This window comes from Pseudomonas sp. GW821-FHT02A11 (assembly GCF_059421985.1).
In genome coordinates this window covers 305467-321077 of the sequence record NZ_JBWKWB010000001.1, presented here as the reverse complement: position 1 = coordinate 321077, position 15611 = coordinate 305467, and the positions used below count along the sequence as shown (strand labels likewise).

At 60.4% G+C, this 15611-nt stretch carries 14 protein-coding genes; 7 read left to right on the top strand and 7 right to left on the bottom strand.

The window, feature by feature from the left end:
• From AC07V9_RS01510 to AC07V9_RS01480, 7 genes are all read left to right on the top strand, one after another.
• On the top strand, positions 1 to 206 hold a 206-nt coding region (locus tag AC07V9_RS01510), incomplete at its 5' end, for a hypothetical protein (RefSeq protein WP_495013923.1).
• Between the two features lie 272 nt (positions 207 to 478).
• Positions 479 to 1471, top strand: coding sequence for an alpha/beta fold hydrolase (locus tag AC07V9_RS01505; protein WP_495013922.1), 993 nt, complete (start codon positions 479 to 481; stop codon positions 1469 to 1471).
• Between the two features lie 109 nt (positions 1472 to 1580).
• The gene (locus tag AC07V9_RS01500; RefSeq protein WP_495013921.1) at positions 1581 to 2249 is read left to right on the top strand and encodes a DsbA family oxidoreductase; all 669 of its coding nucleotides are present in this window, start codon (positions 1581 to 1583) and stop codon (positions 2247 to 2249) included.
• 170 nt (positions 2250 to 2419) lie between these two features.
• Positions 2420 to 3133, top strand: coding sequence for a GntR family transcriptional regulator (locus AC07V9_RS01495; RefSeq protein WP_495013920.1), 714 nt, complete (start codon positions 2420 to 2422; stop codon positions 3131 to 3133).
• The gene (locus AC07V9_RS01490) at positions 3130 to 4146 is read left to right on the top strand and encodes an ADP-ribosylglycohydrolase family protein (RefSeq protein ID WP_495013919.1); all 1017 of its coding nucleotides are present in this window, start codon (positions 3130 to 3132) and stop codon (positions 4144 to 4146) included. Before AC07V9_RS01495 ends, AC07V9_RS01490 begins: the two co-directional genes overlap by 4 nt.
• 166 nt (positions 4147 to 4312) lie before the next feature.
• On the top strand, positions 4313 to 5782 hold the full coding sequence (locus AC07V9_RS01485) for a purine-cytosine permease family protein (protein WP_495013918.1): 1470 nt from the start codon (positions 4313 to 4315) through the stop codon (positions 5780 to 5782).
• Positions 5772 to 6704 (top strand): PfkB family carbohydrate kinase, encoded by a 933-nt coding sequence (locus AC07V9_RS01480; protein ID WP_495013917.1) that lies wholly within the window; start codon positions 5772 to 5774, stop codon positions 6702 to 6704. Before AC07V9_RS01485 ends, AC07V9_RS01480 begins: the two co-directional genes overlap by 11 nt.
• Before the next feature lie 7 nt (positions 6705 to 6711).
• Here the strand turns inward: AC07V9_RS01480 and aauR are convergent, their stop codons facing one another.
• The 7 genes from aauR to glpD form a co-directional block, all read right to left on the bottom strand.
• Complete coding sequence (aauR, locus tag AC07V9_RS01475; protein ID WP_495013916.1) at positions 6712 to 8037, bottom strand: two-component response regulator AauR; 1326 nt, start codon at positions 8035 to 8037, stop codon at positions 6712 to 6714.
• Positions 8038 to 8167: 130 nt separating this feature from the next.
• Positions 8168 to 10060, bottom strand: a complete 1893-nt coding sequence (gene aauS / locus AC07V9_RS01470) for a two-component sensor histidine kinase AauS (protein ID WP_495013915.1) — start codon at positions 10058 to 10060, stop codon at positions 8168 to 8170.
• Between the two features lie 105 nt (positions 10061 to 10165).
• A complete protein-coding gene (locus tag AC07V9_RS01465) occupies positions 10166 to 10900 on the bottom strand; it encodes an amino acid ABC transporter ATP-binding protein (RefSeq protein ID WP_296178713.1) in 735 nt (244 codons plus the stop codon).
• On the bottom strand, positions 10897 to 11565 hold the full coding sequence (locus tag AC07V9_RS01460) for an amino acid ABC transporter permease (protein ID WP_495014122.1): 669 nt from the start codon (positions 11563 to 11565) through the stop codon (positions 10897 to 10899). Before AC07V9_RS01460 ends, AC07V9_RS01465 begins: the two co-directional genes overlap by 4 nt.
• Positions 11562 to 12308 carry an amino acid ABC transporter permease gene (locus tag AC07V9_RS01455; RefSeq protein ID WP_495013914.1) on the bottom strand — a complete coding sequence of 249 codons (747 nt, stop codon included), beginning with the start codon at positions 12306 to 12308 and terminating at the stop codon, positions 11562 to 11564. Before AC07V9_RS01455 ends, AC07V9_RS01460 begins: the two co-directional genes overlap by 4 nt.
• Before the next feature lie 115 nt (positions 12309 to 12423).
• Positions 12424 to 13341 (bottom strand): glutamate/aspartate ABC transporter substrate-binding protein, encoded by a 918-nt coding sequence (locus tag AC07V9_RS01450; RefSeq protein WP_495013913.1) that lies wholly within the window; start codon positions 13339 to 13341, stop codon positions 12424 to 12426.
• Positions 13342 to 13780: 439 nt separating this feature from the next.
• The gene (glpD, locus tag AC07V9_RS01445; RefSeq protein WP_495013912.1) at positions 13781 to 15319 is read right to left on the bottom strand and encodes a glycerol-3-phosphate dehydrogenase; all 1539 of its coding nucleotides are present in this window, start codon (positions 15317 to 15319) and stop codon (positions 13781 to 13783) included.
• Between the last annotated feature and the right edge of the window lie 292 nt (positions 15320 to 15611).

Genomic DNA, 15611 nt, shown 5'->3' with positions numbered 1-15611 from the left:
GCGAATTTATTCGCGAGACTTTGGTACAGGCGACAGAAATGTGGCGAATGTACCGACCAATGGCTTATGAAGCCCCTTCCACAAACATCTGCAGTCGCTGCGAAGTGCTAGGCCAGACCCGGATTCAACTGTGGGAGCGAATTTATTCGCGAGACTTTGGTACAGGCGACAGAAATGTGGCGAATGTACCGACCAATGGCTTATGAAGCCCCTTCCACAAAAATCCGCAGTCGCTGCGAAGTACAAGGCCAGACCCGGATTCAACTGTGGGAGCGAATTTATTCGCGAGACTTTGGTACAGGTGAAGAAATGGGTCGAATGCACCGACCAATCGCAATGAATCCCCTCTCCAAGTGTTGATCGCCTCCTGCATACCGCTCAGCCCCCTTCATCAAAATGTCACGCAACTGTGGCAGCGCGCTTGGGGAAACTTCATCAGACTCGCGGCCTACTGGGGTTCTGCGTTTCGGTGTTTTCCATGCGGTTTCTATTTTTCCTGGCTGGGCTCTTGTGCAGCTTGCCGTCTCTTGCGGCTTCTCAATGCGATGTCAACGTTCCCACCCAAATGGCCGAACTCGATGAAGTGCACTTGGCGTATCAAAGTATCGGTCGTGATTCCGACCCTGCCTTGCTGCTGGTCATGGGCCTTGGCGGGCAGTTGATTCATTGGCCGGACGAGGTCGTCGTCGCTCTGTGCCAGCAAGGTTTTCGGGTGATTCGCTACGACAACCGCGATGTGGGTCTGTCCACCTGGGTGCAGGCGCCTGCAACGGCGAACCTGACTTACGAAGTGCTGCGCTACAAGATCGGCCTGCCGGTGTCGGCGCCGTATTCTCTGACCGACATGGCCCAGGACGCGCTGGGGCTGATGGACGCCATGCACATTCAGCACTTTCACGTGTTGGGCGCGAGCATGGGCGGGATGATCGCTCAGCACCTGGCCGACATGGCGCCCAAACGCGTTGAAAGCCTGACCCTGATCATGACCAGTTCCGGCGCACCAGGATTGCCGATGCCAAGCCCGGCGTTGCTGCAATTGCTGGCCCGTCGCGAGGCTCCTGACCGTCAGACGGCCCTTGAGCAACAGGCGGATCTGCTGGCGGCGCTGGGCAGCCCCGAGGTCAAGGACGATCGGCAAAAGCTGCTGCAACAAGCGGCGATTTCCTACGACAGGGCGTTCAATCCGGAAGGGGTGAAACGGCAGATTCTGGCGATTCTTGCCGAACCGAGCCGCGTCGAACTGTTGAACCGCCTGCGCGTGCCAACGCTGGTGGTGCACGGTACCGCAGACCCGCTGCTGCCGGTGATGCACGGTATTCACGTCGCAGCGCACGTTCAGGGCAGCCAGTTGAAGCTGATACCGGGCTTGGCCCATCGTTTTCAGGAGGCGTTCAAGGCGCCGTTGCTGGCGGCGGTATTGCCTTATTTGCGTGAGCACCGCGAGGATGTTTCCCACATCGCTCAGCTTTAGAAAGGCAGCTCCAAGTTGCAAGCCTCAAGCTGCAAGAGGATCCTAGGCGCACCTTCGATCAACTTTAAGCTTGAAACTTGTAGCTTGAAACTGCCGTTAAGAGGCTGCCATGAGCACTCCGCTGAAAATCGACTTCATCTCCGACGTTTCCTGCCCCTGGTGCATCATCGGCCTGCGGGCGCTGGATCAGGCGCTTGAGCATCTGGGTGACGAAGTCCAGGCACAGATCCACTTTCAGCCATTCGAGCTGAACCCGAAAATGGGGCCCGACGGGCAGGAAATTTTCGAGCACATCGCGGAAAAATACGGCTCTACCCGCGAGCAGTATCAGGCCAACGCCGAGAACATTCGTCAACGCGGCGCGGAACTGGACTTTGTGTTCAAGCAGGGCGAGCGGCGTATCTACAACACCTTTGATGCTCACCGTCTGCTGCATTGGGCAGCGCTTGAGGGCAAGCAACAGCCACTCAAGGAAGCGCTGTTCACGGCGTATTTCAGTCAGCACGCTAATGTGTCTTCCCACAAGGTTCTGGCCGACATCGCTCAGAAAGTCGGGCTGGATCGCGTACGCGCCGAAGCGGTTCTCAGCTCCGGCGAGTACACCGCCGAGGTGCGCGAGCTGGAGCAGCTGTGGGTCTCCCGTGGCGTCAGTTCGGTACCGACCATCGTCTTCAACGATCAATACGCAGTATCCGGCGGGCAGCCGGTGGACGTGTTTGTCAGTGCCATTCGTCAGATCGTCAGCGAGCAATCAAGCGTGGTCAATCCTGCACAGTGATTGATGCCTCACGTCCCGGCACACCGCGAGCCTGCTCGGCTGCTACAGTTTCTGCGGCATTCACGGCGGTTTGAGATTGCTCGCAACGCGACGTAACAGATGTAACAAATCTTCGATTGCGATTTAAAAATCGCTTGCTCCCCTCAACCCTTTCGGATATCAATTTGTACATGATTAGACAGGTTCGATTCGATAAGAAAAAACGCGTGGTCGACGAACTCGCGCGGCGCATTGAAACCGGTCAGATGGGCTCCGGCGAACTATTGCCGGGCGAGAATCTGCTGGCTCAGGAATTCAACGTCAGTCGCGGCACGTTGCGTGAAGCGCTGTCCGAGCTCAAGCGCCGCAATTACATCGCGACCCAGACCGGCGTCGGCTCGATCGTGACGTACGACGGCATTTCGCTGGACCAGCGCGCCGGTTGGGCGCAGGCACTGGCTGACACCGGCGCACGTGTCAGGACTGAAATCCTGCGACTGGTTGCGGTACAGCGGCCTGATCTGGCCAGCCGGTTCGGTACGGCGGATTTCATCGCCCTGGACCGCCGCCGCACAGCCGCCGATGGCAACGTGGTATCGCTGGAGCGGGTGTTGATTCCTGCCGTGGACGGCCTGGAAAACCTGCCGCGCGACGGCCTGATCGACGACTCGCTGACCGTGACCATGGCCGCCCATGGCTATGTGGGGGATCGCGGCGATCAGTGGATCGGCGCGCAACCGCTGAACAACGACGACGCCGCGCTGATGTTGCGTGAGCCCGGCACTGTATTTCTCAAGGCGACGCGAACCACGTTCGACCGCCGCGAGCGCTTCATGGAGCACGTGGAGAGTCTTCTGGACCCCGTGCATTTTCGTCTGCATCTGGCATTTGGATCGACTACATGACCGCATTGATCGACATTCGCGACCGCGCCCTGGCCGCTTTCTACGGCCTGGCGCTGGGCGACGCGCTGGGGATGCCCACGCAATCGCTGAGTCGCGAACAGATCAAGCGACGGTTTGGTCGCATCACCACGTTGACCGCCGCCGACGCCGATCAGCCCATCGCCCCGAACATGGCTGCAGGTTCCATCACCGATGACACCGAACAGGCCGTTCTGGTCGCCGAATTATTGGTGGCCGGAGCAGGGCGCATCGACCCGTCGGACCTGGCGCAAAGCCTGATTGATTGGGAGGTGGTAATGCAGGCCAAGGGCTCGCAGGATCTGCTTGGCCCGTCGACCAAGCGCGCCATCGAAATGATTCTGGCAGGCCACAGCCCCGAAGAGGCCGGGCGCTTTGGCACCACCAACGGCGCGGCCATGCGCATCACGCCGGTGGGCATCGCATCGGATGTAAGCGACGAGCAGCAGTTCGTCGAATCGGTGATGCAGGCCTGTCAGGTGACGCATAACACGACCCTCGGGATTTCCAGCGCGGCGGCGGTGGCGGCGGTGGTCTCGGCGGGTATCAACGGGGCCAGCCTGGGCCATGCACTGGACATCGGCGCACAGGTCGCCAAATGCGCTGAAAGCCATGGCCACTGGATCGCTGGCGGACGCATCTCGGCGCGCATCGTCTGGGCCCGGCAGCTCTGCGCCGATGTGTCCAACGAGCAATTGCCGGCGCTGATCTACGACGTGATCGGCACTTCGGTGGCGTCGCAGGAATCGGTGATTGCGGCATTCGCCCTCGCTCATCAGGTCGCTTCAGGCCAGCTCGCCGCGTTCGATGCGCTGTGCATGGCAGCGAGCCTGGGTGGCGACACCGACACCATCGCGGCGATTCTTGGCGCGATGCTGGGTGCCTGCGAAGGCATGACGGCCTGGCCCCGCGAGCTGATCGCGCAGGTCAAGGACGTCAACGGGCTGGACCTGGCGCCCTTGGTCGAACATTTGCTTTCCTTGCGCGCGGTCTGACCGACGCCACGACAACGGATTCGAATAAGACACACATCGCCCTCGATGCGACGGCGATCCGGGGTTGGCTCGCGCTCTGATCGGCAGCGGGCGCCTCACCCGACACGGACGTCATTTGCTTTACGTACTGCCCACAACCAGAACAAACGGCAACAGGAGCATTTACATGACGTCATCCAACGCCAGTCACGGCGCAGGACAGCTTGAAACACGCGGCATCGAGCCGGTTCCGGAAAACGAGTGCAACGGCCATCCGCTGCAGCTGTTCTGGGTCTGGTTTGCGGCCAACATCAGCATTCTCGGCTTGCCGCTGGGCGCAACCCTTGTGGCGTTTCGCGGGCTGTCGATCGGCCAGGCCATCATCGTGGCGATCCTCGGCGCGGCGGGTTCTTTTGCTGTCGTGGGCGTGATTTCCATCGCCGGCCGTCGTGGCCGTGCGCCAAGTCTGACGCTCTCTCGCGCCATTTTCGGCGTACGTGGCAACATCGGTCCTACCATCGTTTCGCTGATGTCCCGCCTGGGTTGGGAAACGGTCAACACCACCACGGCCGCTTTCGTATTGCTGTCGCTGTGCTCGATTCTGTTCGGCACAGCGGTTGAGGCGAAAAACTCACCGGGCCTGACCCTGCTGTTCATCGCCGTTTTCGTGCTCATGACCCTCACCGTTTCTGGCCTCGGCCACGCCACGTTGCTGGTGATCCAGAAATGGGCAACCTACATCTTCGGCGCGCTGAATATCGTGGTCGGCGGCTTCCTCATTGCTCACATTGACTGGAACGCCGTTTTCGCCGCCACGCCTGCGCCGCTTAGCGCGATGATCATCGGCGTCGGCACTATGGCGGCGGGCACCGGTATCGGCTGGGCCAACGCCGGGGCTGACATGTCGCGCTATCAGCACGCCAGCGTCAAGGCCACACGGCTTGTTGCCTCTGCAGCGTTCGGCGCGGGGATTCCGCTGGTGCTGTTGATCACCCTTGGCGGCCTGCTGTCGGTGGGCAACGATCATCTGGCCTCGGCCACCGACCCGATTATCGCCATTCGCGAGCTGCTGCCGACCTGGATGGCCGTGCCTTACCTGATCACCGCGTTCGGCGGCCTGCTGCTGTCGAACAATCTGTCGGTGTACTCGGCGGGCCTGACCACGCTGACCCTGGGCCTGAAGATCAAGCGCGTGCATGCAGTAATCGTCGACATCGTGGCGATCTTCGCTGGCTCCATTTATTTCATGCTGATCGCCGACAGTTTCTACGGCCCGTTCATCACCTTCATTTCGATGCTGGCCGTGCCGATCACCGCATGGGTCGGGATCTTCGTGGTCGACCTGATTCATCGCCACGTGTACTCGGCCAAGGACTTGATGGACGTCTCGCCCCGAAGCGCCTATTGGTACAGCGGCGGCGTGGAATGGCGCGCGCTGGGTGCATGGGCGCTGGCGATCGTGCTTGGGTTCAGCTTTACCACCGTCGCGACGACGCCAGAAAACGTGCTGTTCAAAGGTTTTCTTTCCGATTCCTGGTTCGGCCATAACGGCTTGGGCTGGATCGTGACCTTCGTGGTCGCCGGCGGCCTGTACGCCATTCTCGGCGGTTCCCGGGACCGCCGCCTCGTCACTGAAGAGGCCGCTCATGCCCGCTAGATTGCTTTACACCGGCCAGGTCGTGGTTGACCTGGTCATGGCCCTTGATGCGCTGCCCCGTTCGGGAGGCGATGTGCTCGCCCGCTCGGCGGCGTTCGAGACGGGTGGTGGTTTCAACGTGATGGCCGCTGCCTGCCGTAATGGCCTGCAAACGCTCTATCTCGGGCGTCACGGGCAGGGGCGTTTTGGTGATCTGGCGCGTCAGGCGATGACCGCTGAAGGCATCGAAATCGCCACGGCCGCGTCAAGCGATCAGGACACCGGCCTTTCGGTGGCGCTGATCGAGCCGTCGGCGGAGCGTTCGTTCATTTCCTATGTGGGCGCCGAGGGCGGGCTGTCCGCGGAGGATCTGCACAGCGTTAGCGTGGGGCCGCAGGACTACGTGTTCGTCAGCGGCTACAGCCTGTTGCACACGTACAAAGTGCCGGCGCTGCTGGACTGGCTGGGGGCGTTGCCCAAAGGCGCGGCGGTGGTGTTCGATCCGGGCCCACTGGTGAACTCCCCGGACGGCGCCGAGATGCAAGCGGTCTTGCCGCTGATCACGTTGTGGACCAGCAACTGCGAAGAAGCGCTGCGATTTACCGGCTGCGAGGCGATTGCCGATGCTCTCGAGAAACTCGCGCAGTGGCTCAACGACGACGCGCTGATTGTCGTGCGCGACGGCCCACAGGGCTGCTGGATGCGTCAGGGCAAACACGCCCGCCATGTGCGCGGTTTTCCGGTGACGGCCATCGATACCAACGGCGCAGGCGATGCCCATGCCGGCGTGTTGTTGGCCGGGTTGGCAGCAGGGCTGTCGGCGGATCAGGCGGCCTTGCGGGCCAATGCCGCAGCGGCGATCGCCGTCACCCGTTGGGGGCCAGCGACGGCGCCTGTGGCGGCTGAGGTCGACGAGCTGATCAAGGTCAGCAACGGGGGCTGAGCGGTGCTCAGCCCAACCCGTATTTCTTCACCTTGTCGAACAGCGTGGTCTTGGCCATGCCCAGTTCCTGGCTGGCCTGGCTGAGGTTGCCGCCGCTGCGCTGCAACGCCTCGCTGAGCAGGTTTTTCTCGAAAGCTTCCACGGCCTCGGAAAACCCCAGGCTCTGGCTCAACGCCGCTACGCCCGTCTTCTTGAAAGCAGGTAAACCCAGTGCATAGCGTTCTGCGACGTTGCGCAGTTCACGCACGTTGCCGGGCCAGTCGTGGCTCATCAGAGACGACATCGTTTGCGCGTCCAGTTGTGGCGGCTCGCGATCGAAACGCAGGGACGACAACTGCAGGAAATGCTCGAACAGCTGCAGGATGTCTTCGCGACGTTCGCGCAGCGGCGGCAGTTCGAGGGTCACGACGTTGAGGCGGTAGTAGAGGTCGCTGCGAAACTGATTGGCGCGGCTCAGGTCGTTGAGGTCGGCCTTGGTCGCCGCGATCACCCGACAATCCACCGCCACGCTCTGGTTCGAGCCCAGCCGCTCCAGCGTGCGTTCCTGCAACACCCGCAGCAGCTTGATTTGCAGGTTGATCGGCATGCTTTCCACTTCATCGAGAAACAGCGTGCCGTTATGGGCGTGCTCGATCTTGCCGATGCGCCGCTTGCCCGCGCCGGTAAAGGCATTGGCTTCGTGGCCGAAAATCTCGCTTTCGAACAGGTTCTCCGGCAACCCACCGCAGTTGAGCGCGACGAACTGATGGGCGTGGCGACGACTGAAGTCATGCAGGCAGCGCGCAACCAGCTCTTTGCCGGTGCCGGTTTCACCTTCGATCAGCACGTTGGCCGAGGTGTCGGCGACGTTGGCGATCAGCGCACGCAGGCTCTGCATGGCGGGCGAGCGACCGATGATCTTGCCTTCCAGCGAATCGCGTTCAGCCAGTTGCCTGCGCAGCGACCAGACTTCCCGTGCCAGCCCGCGTTGCTCCAGGGCGCGTCGTGCGACGTCCACCAGACGCTCGGGAGAGAAGGGTTTTTCCATGAAGTCATAGGCACCGTCGCGCATGGCACCCACGGCCATCGACACATCGCCGTGGCCGGTGATCAGCACCACTGGCAGCGTGCGATCGCGCGCCTTCAGGCGCTTGAGCAATTCCAGGCCGTCGATCCCCGGCAGGCGAATGTCGCTGATGACGATGCCGGCGAAATTGTCGCCCACCATCGCCAGCGCCTCCTCGGCACTGCCCACACCCTGGCTGTGAATGTCCTCCAGCGCCAGCGCCTGCTGGCAGCCGAGCAGGACGTGCGGGTCATCTTCGACGATGAGGACGGTCAGTTCAGTGTTCATGTGCAAGTCCAATGCGTCAGCGTCGCCTTCATCGCGAATGAATTCGCTCCCACAGATAGAACGCATTCTCCTGTGGGAGTGGATTCATCCGCGAAAATTCTCTGGACGACGATAATGTCTGAAAGGTGCTTCATGCGTTCGCTGCCCCACGATCGACCAACGGCAAAACCAACACAAACATCGTGCCGCCTTCGGCCGGATCTTCGGCGTTCAGACTGCCGCCGGCGGCGGCTGCGAGGCTGGCGGACAAGGTCAGGCCCAATCCCAACCCTTGCTCCCCCGGTTTGGTGGTGAAAAACGGTTCGAACAAATGCTTGCGCGCTTCGGCGTCGATGCCATGGCCGTTGTCGCGCACCCGCAGGCGGTAGCGGCCTTCGAAGACATCGCCCTGCAACCACAACACCGGCAGCGGCTGCGCCTGCATGGCGTCCAGCGCATTGCCGATCAGGTTGACCAGAATCTGCTCCAGGCGGGTCTGATCGATCGCAAGCTCCACGTCGTCGAACGCCTGATGCAGGTCCAGCGCGCTGTTCTCCAGACGCCCGGCGAGCAATTGCAACGCGGCATCCACGGCTTTGCTCAGCGACGCCTGACCCTTGTCTTCGCCACGTCGGGCAAAGGCGCGCAGGCTGGCGGTGATGCGGCCCATGCGGTCGACCAGATCGTTGATCGTGCGCAGGTTGGTGCTCGCGGTGTCCAGCGCGCCACGTTCGATGAAGCGCACGGTATTACCCGAAAGCGTGCGCAAGGCTGCGAGCGGCTGATTGAGTTCGTGGGCGATGCTGGTAGACATCTGCCCAATGGCGGCAAGTTTACCGGCCTGGACCAGCTCGTCCTGGGCCTGACGCAGTGTCTCCTCGGCCTGACGCCGCTCGCGAATCTGCCCTTTGAGACGTTCGTTGCTGGCGCGCAGGTCGGCGGTGCGTTCGGTAATCCGGCGTTCGAGTTCGTTGTTGGCCGCTTCCAGCGCTTCGCGCGCGGCCAGACGGGTCGAGATGACCTTGCGCCGCTCGTTCCAGGCAATCAGCAGAAAGATCGCCAGGGCACAGGCCACGGCCACCAGCATGCCCTGATTGGCCGCTTCGCGACGCAAGTCTTCAAGAGGGGTGAGCAGGGTCAAGTGCCAGGGCGTGTCGGCGAGGTCGCGGGTCTGCGCGAGGTAGCTGACCACCGTGTGGTCGTGATCGACGCTGACGTTGGCGGGGAAGGTCAGTTTCTCCACCCCATCGGCAATCAGCTCGCGCTCCAGCGGCACCAGCTCGTTGAGCGGCCACCAGTAATATTGCAGGCTGCGGGCCAGGCGCTCCTTGATCTGCGGGGTGAGCGGGCGAACCGATTTCAGGCGTCGTGCCGGGTCGCTGGAGAGAATGATGATGCCGTTCTCGTCGCTGACGAAGGCTTCCAGACGCGCTCGTTGCCAGCGCTCTTCCAGTGCTTCGAGGCGCACCTTGATCACGGCCACGCCAATGATTTTGCCTTTCTCTTCCAGCCCGTGGGCCAGGTAATAACCCGGCTCGCCAGTGGTGCTGCCGATGCCGTAAAAGCGTCCCGGAAGCCCGCGAATGGCGTCCTGAAAGTAAGCACGGAAGGAGAGGTCTTCGCCCAGATAACTGTCGGCATCGCGCCAGTTGCTGGTGGCGAGCACGCGGCCGGTGGTGTCGAGCACATAAATCGCGCGACTGCGGCTACGGCGGTTCAGGCCTTCGAGGTAGTCATTGACCTTGCTGCGCAGCTCCGGCGAAGGGTCATTGAGCAGCTCGGAGACATTGGATTCGAGCTCCAGCACGCTGGGCAGATAGTTGTACTTGTTGATTTCGCTCTCGACGGTGCGGGCATGCAGTTCGAGTTGCCGCTCGCCGTTTTCGCCAAGGGCCTTGATGCCGTTCTTTTCGCTGTACAGGTAGGTGACGTAGCCGAGCACAATCATCAGCAGGATGATCAGCGGCGGCAGAAACAGGTGGCGTATCAGGCGGGGTTTCACGGCAAGTGATGGCGGCGCGCTAAGAGGTGGATCGCATTTCATCACAGTCGTCCTGGACCGACCAGCTGCCCGTGTCATTGATAGCGACACAGACAGCCAGCGGTTTTTTTGCCCTTTTGGGGCTTTGCCCTCGTGAGGCAGATCGGGTTAGTGCTGCAGGATTTTGTTCAGGAAGTGCTGAGCGCGTTCCGAGCGGGCGCTGACGTCGCCGAAGAACTCTTCCTTGACGCAGTCTTCGATGATCTGGCCCTTGTCCATGAAGATCACGCGGTCGGCCACTTTGCGGGCAAAGCCCATTTCGTGGGTCACGCACATCATGGTCATGCCTTCGTGGGCGAGTTGGACCATCACGTCGAGCACTTCGTTGACCATCTCAGGGTCGAGCGCGGAAGTCGGTTCGTCGAACAGCATCACCACCGGGTCCATCGCCAGCGCACGGGCAATCGCCACCCGCTGCTGCTGACCGCCGGACAACTGGCCCGGATGCTTGTGAGCGTGAGCGGACAAGCCTACGCGCTCAAGCAACGCCAGGCCTTTCTTGGTGGCTTCTTCCTTGCTGCGGCCCAGCACCTTGATCTGCGCGATGGTCAGGTTTTCGGTGATGGTCAGGTGCGGGAACAACTCGAAATGCTGGAACACCATGCCCACGCGCGAGCGCAGTTTCGGCAGGTTGGTCTTGGGGTCGGCAATCGAGGTGCCATCGACCACGATGTCGCCTTTCTGGAATGGCTCCAGCGCGTTGACGCACTTGATCAGGGTCGACTTGCCCGAACCAGACGGCCCGCACACGACGATCACTTCGCCTTTTTTGACCTCGGTGCTGCAATCGGTCAGCACCTGGAAGTCCCCATACCACTTGTTGATATTTTTGATGGAAATCATACGGCTAACCTTTTTTGCATGAGCTTGACCAGACGCGAGGCCGCGAAGCTGATCGTGAAGTACACCAGACCCGCGACGATCAGGAATTCATTGGAGCGCCCGATGATGTCGCCGCTGGAGCGGGCCGAGTTAAGGAAGTCCACCAGACCGACCGTGTAAACCAGCGAGGTGTCCTGGAACAGAATGATGCTCTGTTGCAGCAACAGCGGGGTCATCTTGCGGAAGGCTTGCGGCAGGATGATCAAGCGCATCATCTGGCCGTACGTCATGCCCAGCGCTTGCGCGGCGCCCATCTGGCCACGTGAGATCGACTGCACACCGGCACGCACGATTTCGCAGAAGTACGCCGCCTCGAACATCATGAAGGCCACGACGCAGGAGGTGAACGCACCGACCGGGGTGTCTTGCCCGGTGATCCAGCGCAGCACGAACGGCACCGCCAGGTAGAACCAGGTGATGACCAGCAGCAGCGGGATCGAACGGAAATAGTTGACGTAGGCGCCAGCGACGCGGGACATCACCTTGTTGTGAGACAGGCGCATCAGAGCCAGCACGGTACCCAGCACGATACCGCCGACCACGCCCATGGCCATCAGCTTGAGGGTCATGAGCATGCCGTTCCACATGCCCGGAATGGCCGGAATGATTCCAGAGAAGTCCATTATTTACCTCCCACGGAGATCAGGCCCGGCACGGCGACTTTCTTCTCGACCAGACGCATGAGCAGCATCAGGCTCATGTTCAGCGTGAAGTAGATCAGCGTGGCGAGGGTGAAGGCTTCAAACAGGTTCGCGGAAAACTCGGCGGTCTGTTTGGTCTGGGCCAGCAATTCCATCAGACCGATCAACGAGGCCACCGACGAGTTCTTGAACACGTTGAGGAATTCGGAGGTGAGCGGCGGAATGATGATCCGGTAAGCCTGCGGCAGCAGCACGTTCCAGTAGATCTGCGGCAGTTTGAAACCCATGGCGCGTGCGGCGGATTCCTGGCCGCGAGGCAACGCCTGGATACCCGTACGCACTTGTTCGCAAACCCGCGCGGCGGTGAACAGACCCAGGCACACGACAACGCTCAGGAAAGCCGAGGTGGTCGGGTTCAGGTCCTGCTTGTACCACTCCTGCAGGTTTTCGGGCAGCAGGTCCGGCACCAGGAAGTACCAGATGAACAGCTGCACCAGCAGTGGCACATTACGGAAAATTTCCACGTAGACCGTGGCGATGGTCGACACGATGCGGTTGGGCACCGTGCGCATGACACCCAGGACCGAGCCCAGGATTAACGCGATGATCCAGGCGACGATGGAGATGCCTATGGTCCAGCCCAGACCGGATACATACCAGTCCAGATAGGTCTCGCTGCCGACGCCGGTGGACTTGAAGAATACGCTCCAGTCCCAGTTGTAATTCATCAGGGTCTCCCCTCTGATCGATCGTTATGCACGCATGCCCAGGGCAGCGGCTCCCGAAGACGCCGGGCGTCTTCGGGAATCAGGCTTATCTTTTTGTGATAACGGAGCGAAGGGCTTAAGCCTTCTTGTCCGGCGCTGGCTTGTCGTTCGGGTTGGCGATCAGCTTCTTGAGCTCTTCGCTCATCGGGAAGCTCAGGTTCAGGCCTTTTGGAGGAATTGGCTGGGTGAACCACTTGTCGTAGATCTTGTTGATCTTGCCCGATTTGTAGAGACCGACAATCGCGTCGTCCACGGCTTTCTTGAATGCAGGGTCGTCTTTGCGAACCATGCAGCCGTAGATTTCATAGGATTGCGGAGTGCCGGTCACGTGCCAGTCGGCCGGCTTCTTGGCCTTGGCCATTTCGCCTGCCAACAGTGCGTCGTCCATCATGAAAGCAACAGCGCGGCCCGATTCCAGCATCTGGAAGGACTCGCCGTGGTCTTTGGCGGAGATGACGTTCATGCCCATCTGCTTGTCGGCATTCATCGCCTTGATGATGCGCTCGGACGTGGTGCCAGCGGTGGTCACGACGTTCTTGCCTTTGAGGTCGTCGAAATCGTTGTAGGGGGAGCCGACCTTGGTCAGCAATTTGGTACCGATTTCGAAAATGCCGACCGAGAAGTCGACTTGCTGTGCGCGCTCGGCGTTGTTGGTGGTCGAACCACACTCAACGTCGACGGTACCGTTCTGAACCAGCGGGATGCGGGTTTGCGAGGTGACCAGGTTGTAGTTGACCTTCAGGTCTGGCTTGTTCAGGTCTTTCTTGATGGCTTCAACGATGGCCAGCTGAATATCGTGGGAGTAGCCGACCGGTTTGCCGGAAGCGTCCGCGATGTAGGAGAACGGAATCGACGAGTCGCGGTGGCCCAGGGTTATGGTGCCCGAATCGTTGATTTTCTTCAGAGTGCCGGTGAGTTCGGCGGCGGACACTGGGGTGCTGATCAAAGCGGCTGCTGCAATGGCCACGCCCAGAATGTGGGGAACGATACGCATCTGTTAATCCTCGACTTTGTTTTTCTTATGGGTCCGGTGTTGGGTCGGCCCTATCGTTTCAGAACGCTACAACGGCGGCCCAACCAGGCGGCACGCTACATCGGAGCAATCGTGATTGAGTGTAGAGCATGAGTCATGCCAAGCACGTGACAGTGCATAACTTGTTGAAAATACGGGAGATTTAATTCGTTTTGTCTGGCTGGGAAAGGAGGGGCCGTACGGAATGCCGAATAGGCGGGGCAGGGGTGTTCGGAAATCCGAATGCAGGGGCGATGACGATCTATCAGCAAAAACGCTAAACATCTGTAGGAGCGAATTCATTCGCGAAAGGCCAACACATCCAATGCATAACTGCCAGATTTACCAGCCCATCGCGAATGAATTCGCTCCCACAGGGGGAGCGGGGGGTGTCAGTGGATCCGGTGGTGTCGCTGGGAAATCAAGCGGCTTCGATGGCCCCTTTGCTCCGGGCGACTTTATCGAGATACGCCTGCACGTTCTGCTGCTCTTGCGCTGTAGTGAACAGGCCGAGCTTGGTCCGGCGCCACAGAATGTCTTCAGCCTTGCTCGCCCATTCCTCGTTGCACAGGTAATCCACTTCACGGCTGTACAACCCACCACCCAGATGTTCGCCCATATCCGCCAGCCCTTGCGCACCCTCGACAATGCGCCAGCTGCGCGAGCCATAGGTAATCGCCCAGCGCTTGGCGATCTCGGCAGGCAGCCAGGCAAAGCGCTGTTGCAGCTCGGCGACCAGCGCGGCCGGAGTGGTCATGTTCTCGCCGCCAGGCAGGCTCGATTTGGCGGTCCAGCTCGGACGCATCTGGGTGAAGAAGGGCGCCAGTTGCTGCATCGCCGATTCGGCCAGCTTGCGGTAGGTGGTCAGCTTGCCGCCGAAAACCGATAGGATCGGCGCCTCTTCAGCGCTCCCCGACAGCGACAGGGTGTAGTCGCGGGTGATCGCCGACGGGTTGTCGGACTCGTCGTTACACAGCGGGCGCACACCCGAGTAGGTACGAATGATGTCATCGCGGCTGAGCTGCTTCTTGAAGTGTTCGTTGACAATCTTCAGCAGGTAATCGGTTTCGCCTTCAGTGATCGCCACCTTGGCCGGGTCGCCCGTGTATTCGCGGTCGGTGGTGCCGATGATGGTGAAACGTTCCAGATACGGAATGGCGAAGACAATGCGCTGATCTTCGTTCTGCAGGATGAACGCGTTTTCGCCTTCGTACAGTTTTGGCACGATCAGGTGGCTGCCCTGAATCAAACGGATACCGTATTGCGATTCCAGCTTCAGGTCTTCACGAATGAACTTGGCGACCCAAGGGCCGGCTGCGTTCACCAGTGCCTTGGCACGTATGGAAAACAGGCTGCCGTCGGCTCGCTCCATGTTCAGGTGCCACGAGCCATTGCTGCGGCGAGCGCTGAGGCAGCGGGTTTGGGTGTGAATGTGCGCGCCTTTTTCCCGTGCAGCCATGGCATTGAGCACCACCAGACGCGCGTCATCGACCCAGCAATCTGAATATTCGAAACCGCGGGTGATGGAACTGTTCAGCGGGCTGTCGGCGCCGAAGCGCAGGTTTTTCGATGCAGGCAGTTTCTCGCGTTTGCCGAGGTGGTCATAAAGGAACAGGCCCGCGCGGATCATCCAGGCCGGACGCAGGTGCGGGCGATGAGGCAGCACGAAACGCATGGGCTTGACGATGTGCGGGGCTTTTTCCAGCAGCACTTCGCGTTCGGCCAGTGCCTCGCGCACCAGGCGGAATTCGTAATGTTCAAGGTAGCGCAGGCCGCCGTGGATCAGCTTGCTGCTGGCCGATGAGGTGTGGCTGGCCAGGTCGTCCTTTTCACATAGGAACACCGACAGACCGCGCCCTGATGCGTCCGCCGCGATCCCGACGCCATTGATGCCACCGCCAATCACGGCAATGTCATAGACCTCGGAAAGGGGTGGGGTAGGCAAGGTGGAATGGGCCATCGGGGCCTCCTGTCGGTAAATTCGACCATGTTCGCTTTTGGCGAAATCGAACATTTGAGTTCATTTCCGAAAATAGTAACGCAATAAGGCGCACCTCACCACTCGGTAATGATTGAAAATACTGATTGAAGCGACAGGAAAAGAACAAAAGCGAACATCGTAGGGAAGCGACAAACGCGTGTTGTCGTCGAGCTTGGTTCCCTTGTGGGAGCGAATTCATTCGCGATGTGGTTGTACATCCGATGATGATTTACCGAATGTACCGGCCTCTCGCGAATAAATTCGCTTCCAC

What these genes read in the sequence shown, in the direction of transcription:
- AC07V9_RS01500 (WP_495013921.1), top strand. Translation starts at nt 1,581, where the DNA reads ATGAGCACTCCGCTGAAAATCGACTTCATCTCCGACGTTTCCTGCCCC.
- AC07V9_RS01490 (WP_495013919.1), top strand. Translation starts at nt 3,130, where the DNA reads ATGACCGCATTGATCGACATTCGCGACCGCGCCCTGGCCGCTTTCTAC.
- glpD (WP_495013912.1), bottom strand. Translation starts at nt 15,319, where the DNA reads ATGGCCCATTCCACCTTGCCTACCCCACCCCTTTCCGAGGTCTATGAC.
- aauS (WP_495013915.1), bottom strand. Translation starts at nt 10,060, where the DNA reads ATGAAATGCGATCCACCTCTTAGCGCGCCGCCATCACTTGCCGTGAAA.
- AC07V9_RS01495 (WP_495013920.1), top strand. Translation starts at nt 2,420, where the DNA reads ATGATTAGACAGGTTCGATTCGATAAGAAAAAACGCGTGGTCGACGAA.
- AC07V9_RS01505 (WP_495013922.1), top strand. Translation starts at nt 479, where the DNA reads ATGCGGTTTCTATTTTTCCTGGCTGGGCTCTTGTGCAGCTTGCCGTCT.
- AC07V9_RS01450 (WP_495013913.1), bottom strand. Translation starts at nt 13,341, where the DNA reads ATGCGTATCGTTCCCCACATTCTGGGCGTGGCCATTGCAGCAGCCGCT.
- aauR (WP_495013916.1), bottom strand. Translation starts at nt 8,037, where the DNA reads ATGAACACTGAACTGACCGTCCTCATCGTCGAAGATGACCCGCACGTC.
- AC07V9_RS01485 (WP_495013918.1), top strand. Translation starts at nt 4,313, where the DNA reads ATGACGTCATCCAACGCCAGTCACGGCGCAGGACAGCTTGAAACACGC.
- AC07V9_RS01465 (WP_296178713.1), bottom strand. Translation starts at nt 10,900, where the DNA reads ATGATTTCCATCAAAAATATCAACAAGTGGTATGGGGACTTCCAGGTG.
- AC07V9_RS01480 (WP_495013917.1), top strand. Translation starts at nt 5,772, where the DNA reads ATGCCCGCTAGATTGCTTTACACCGGCCAGGTCGTGGTTGACCTGGTC.
- AC07V9_RS01455 (WP_495013914.1), bottom strand. Translation starts at nt 12,308, where the DNA reads ATGAATTACAACTGGGACTGGAGCGTATTCTTCAAGTCCACCGGCGTC.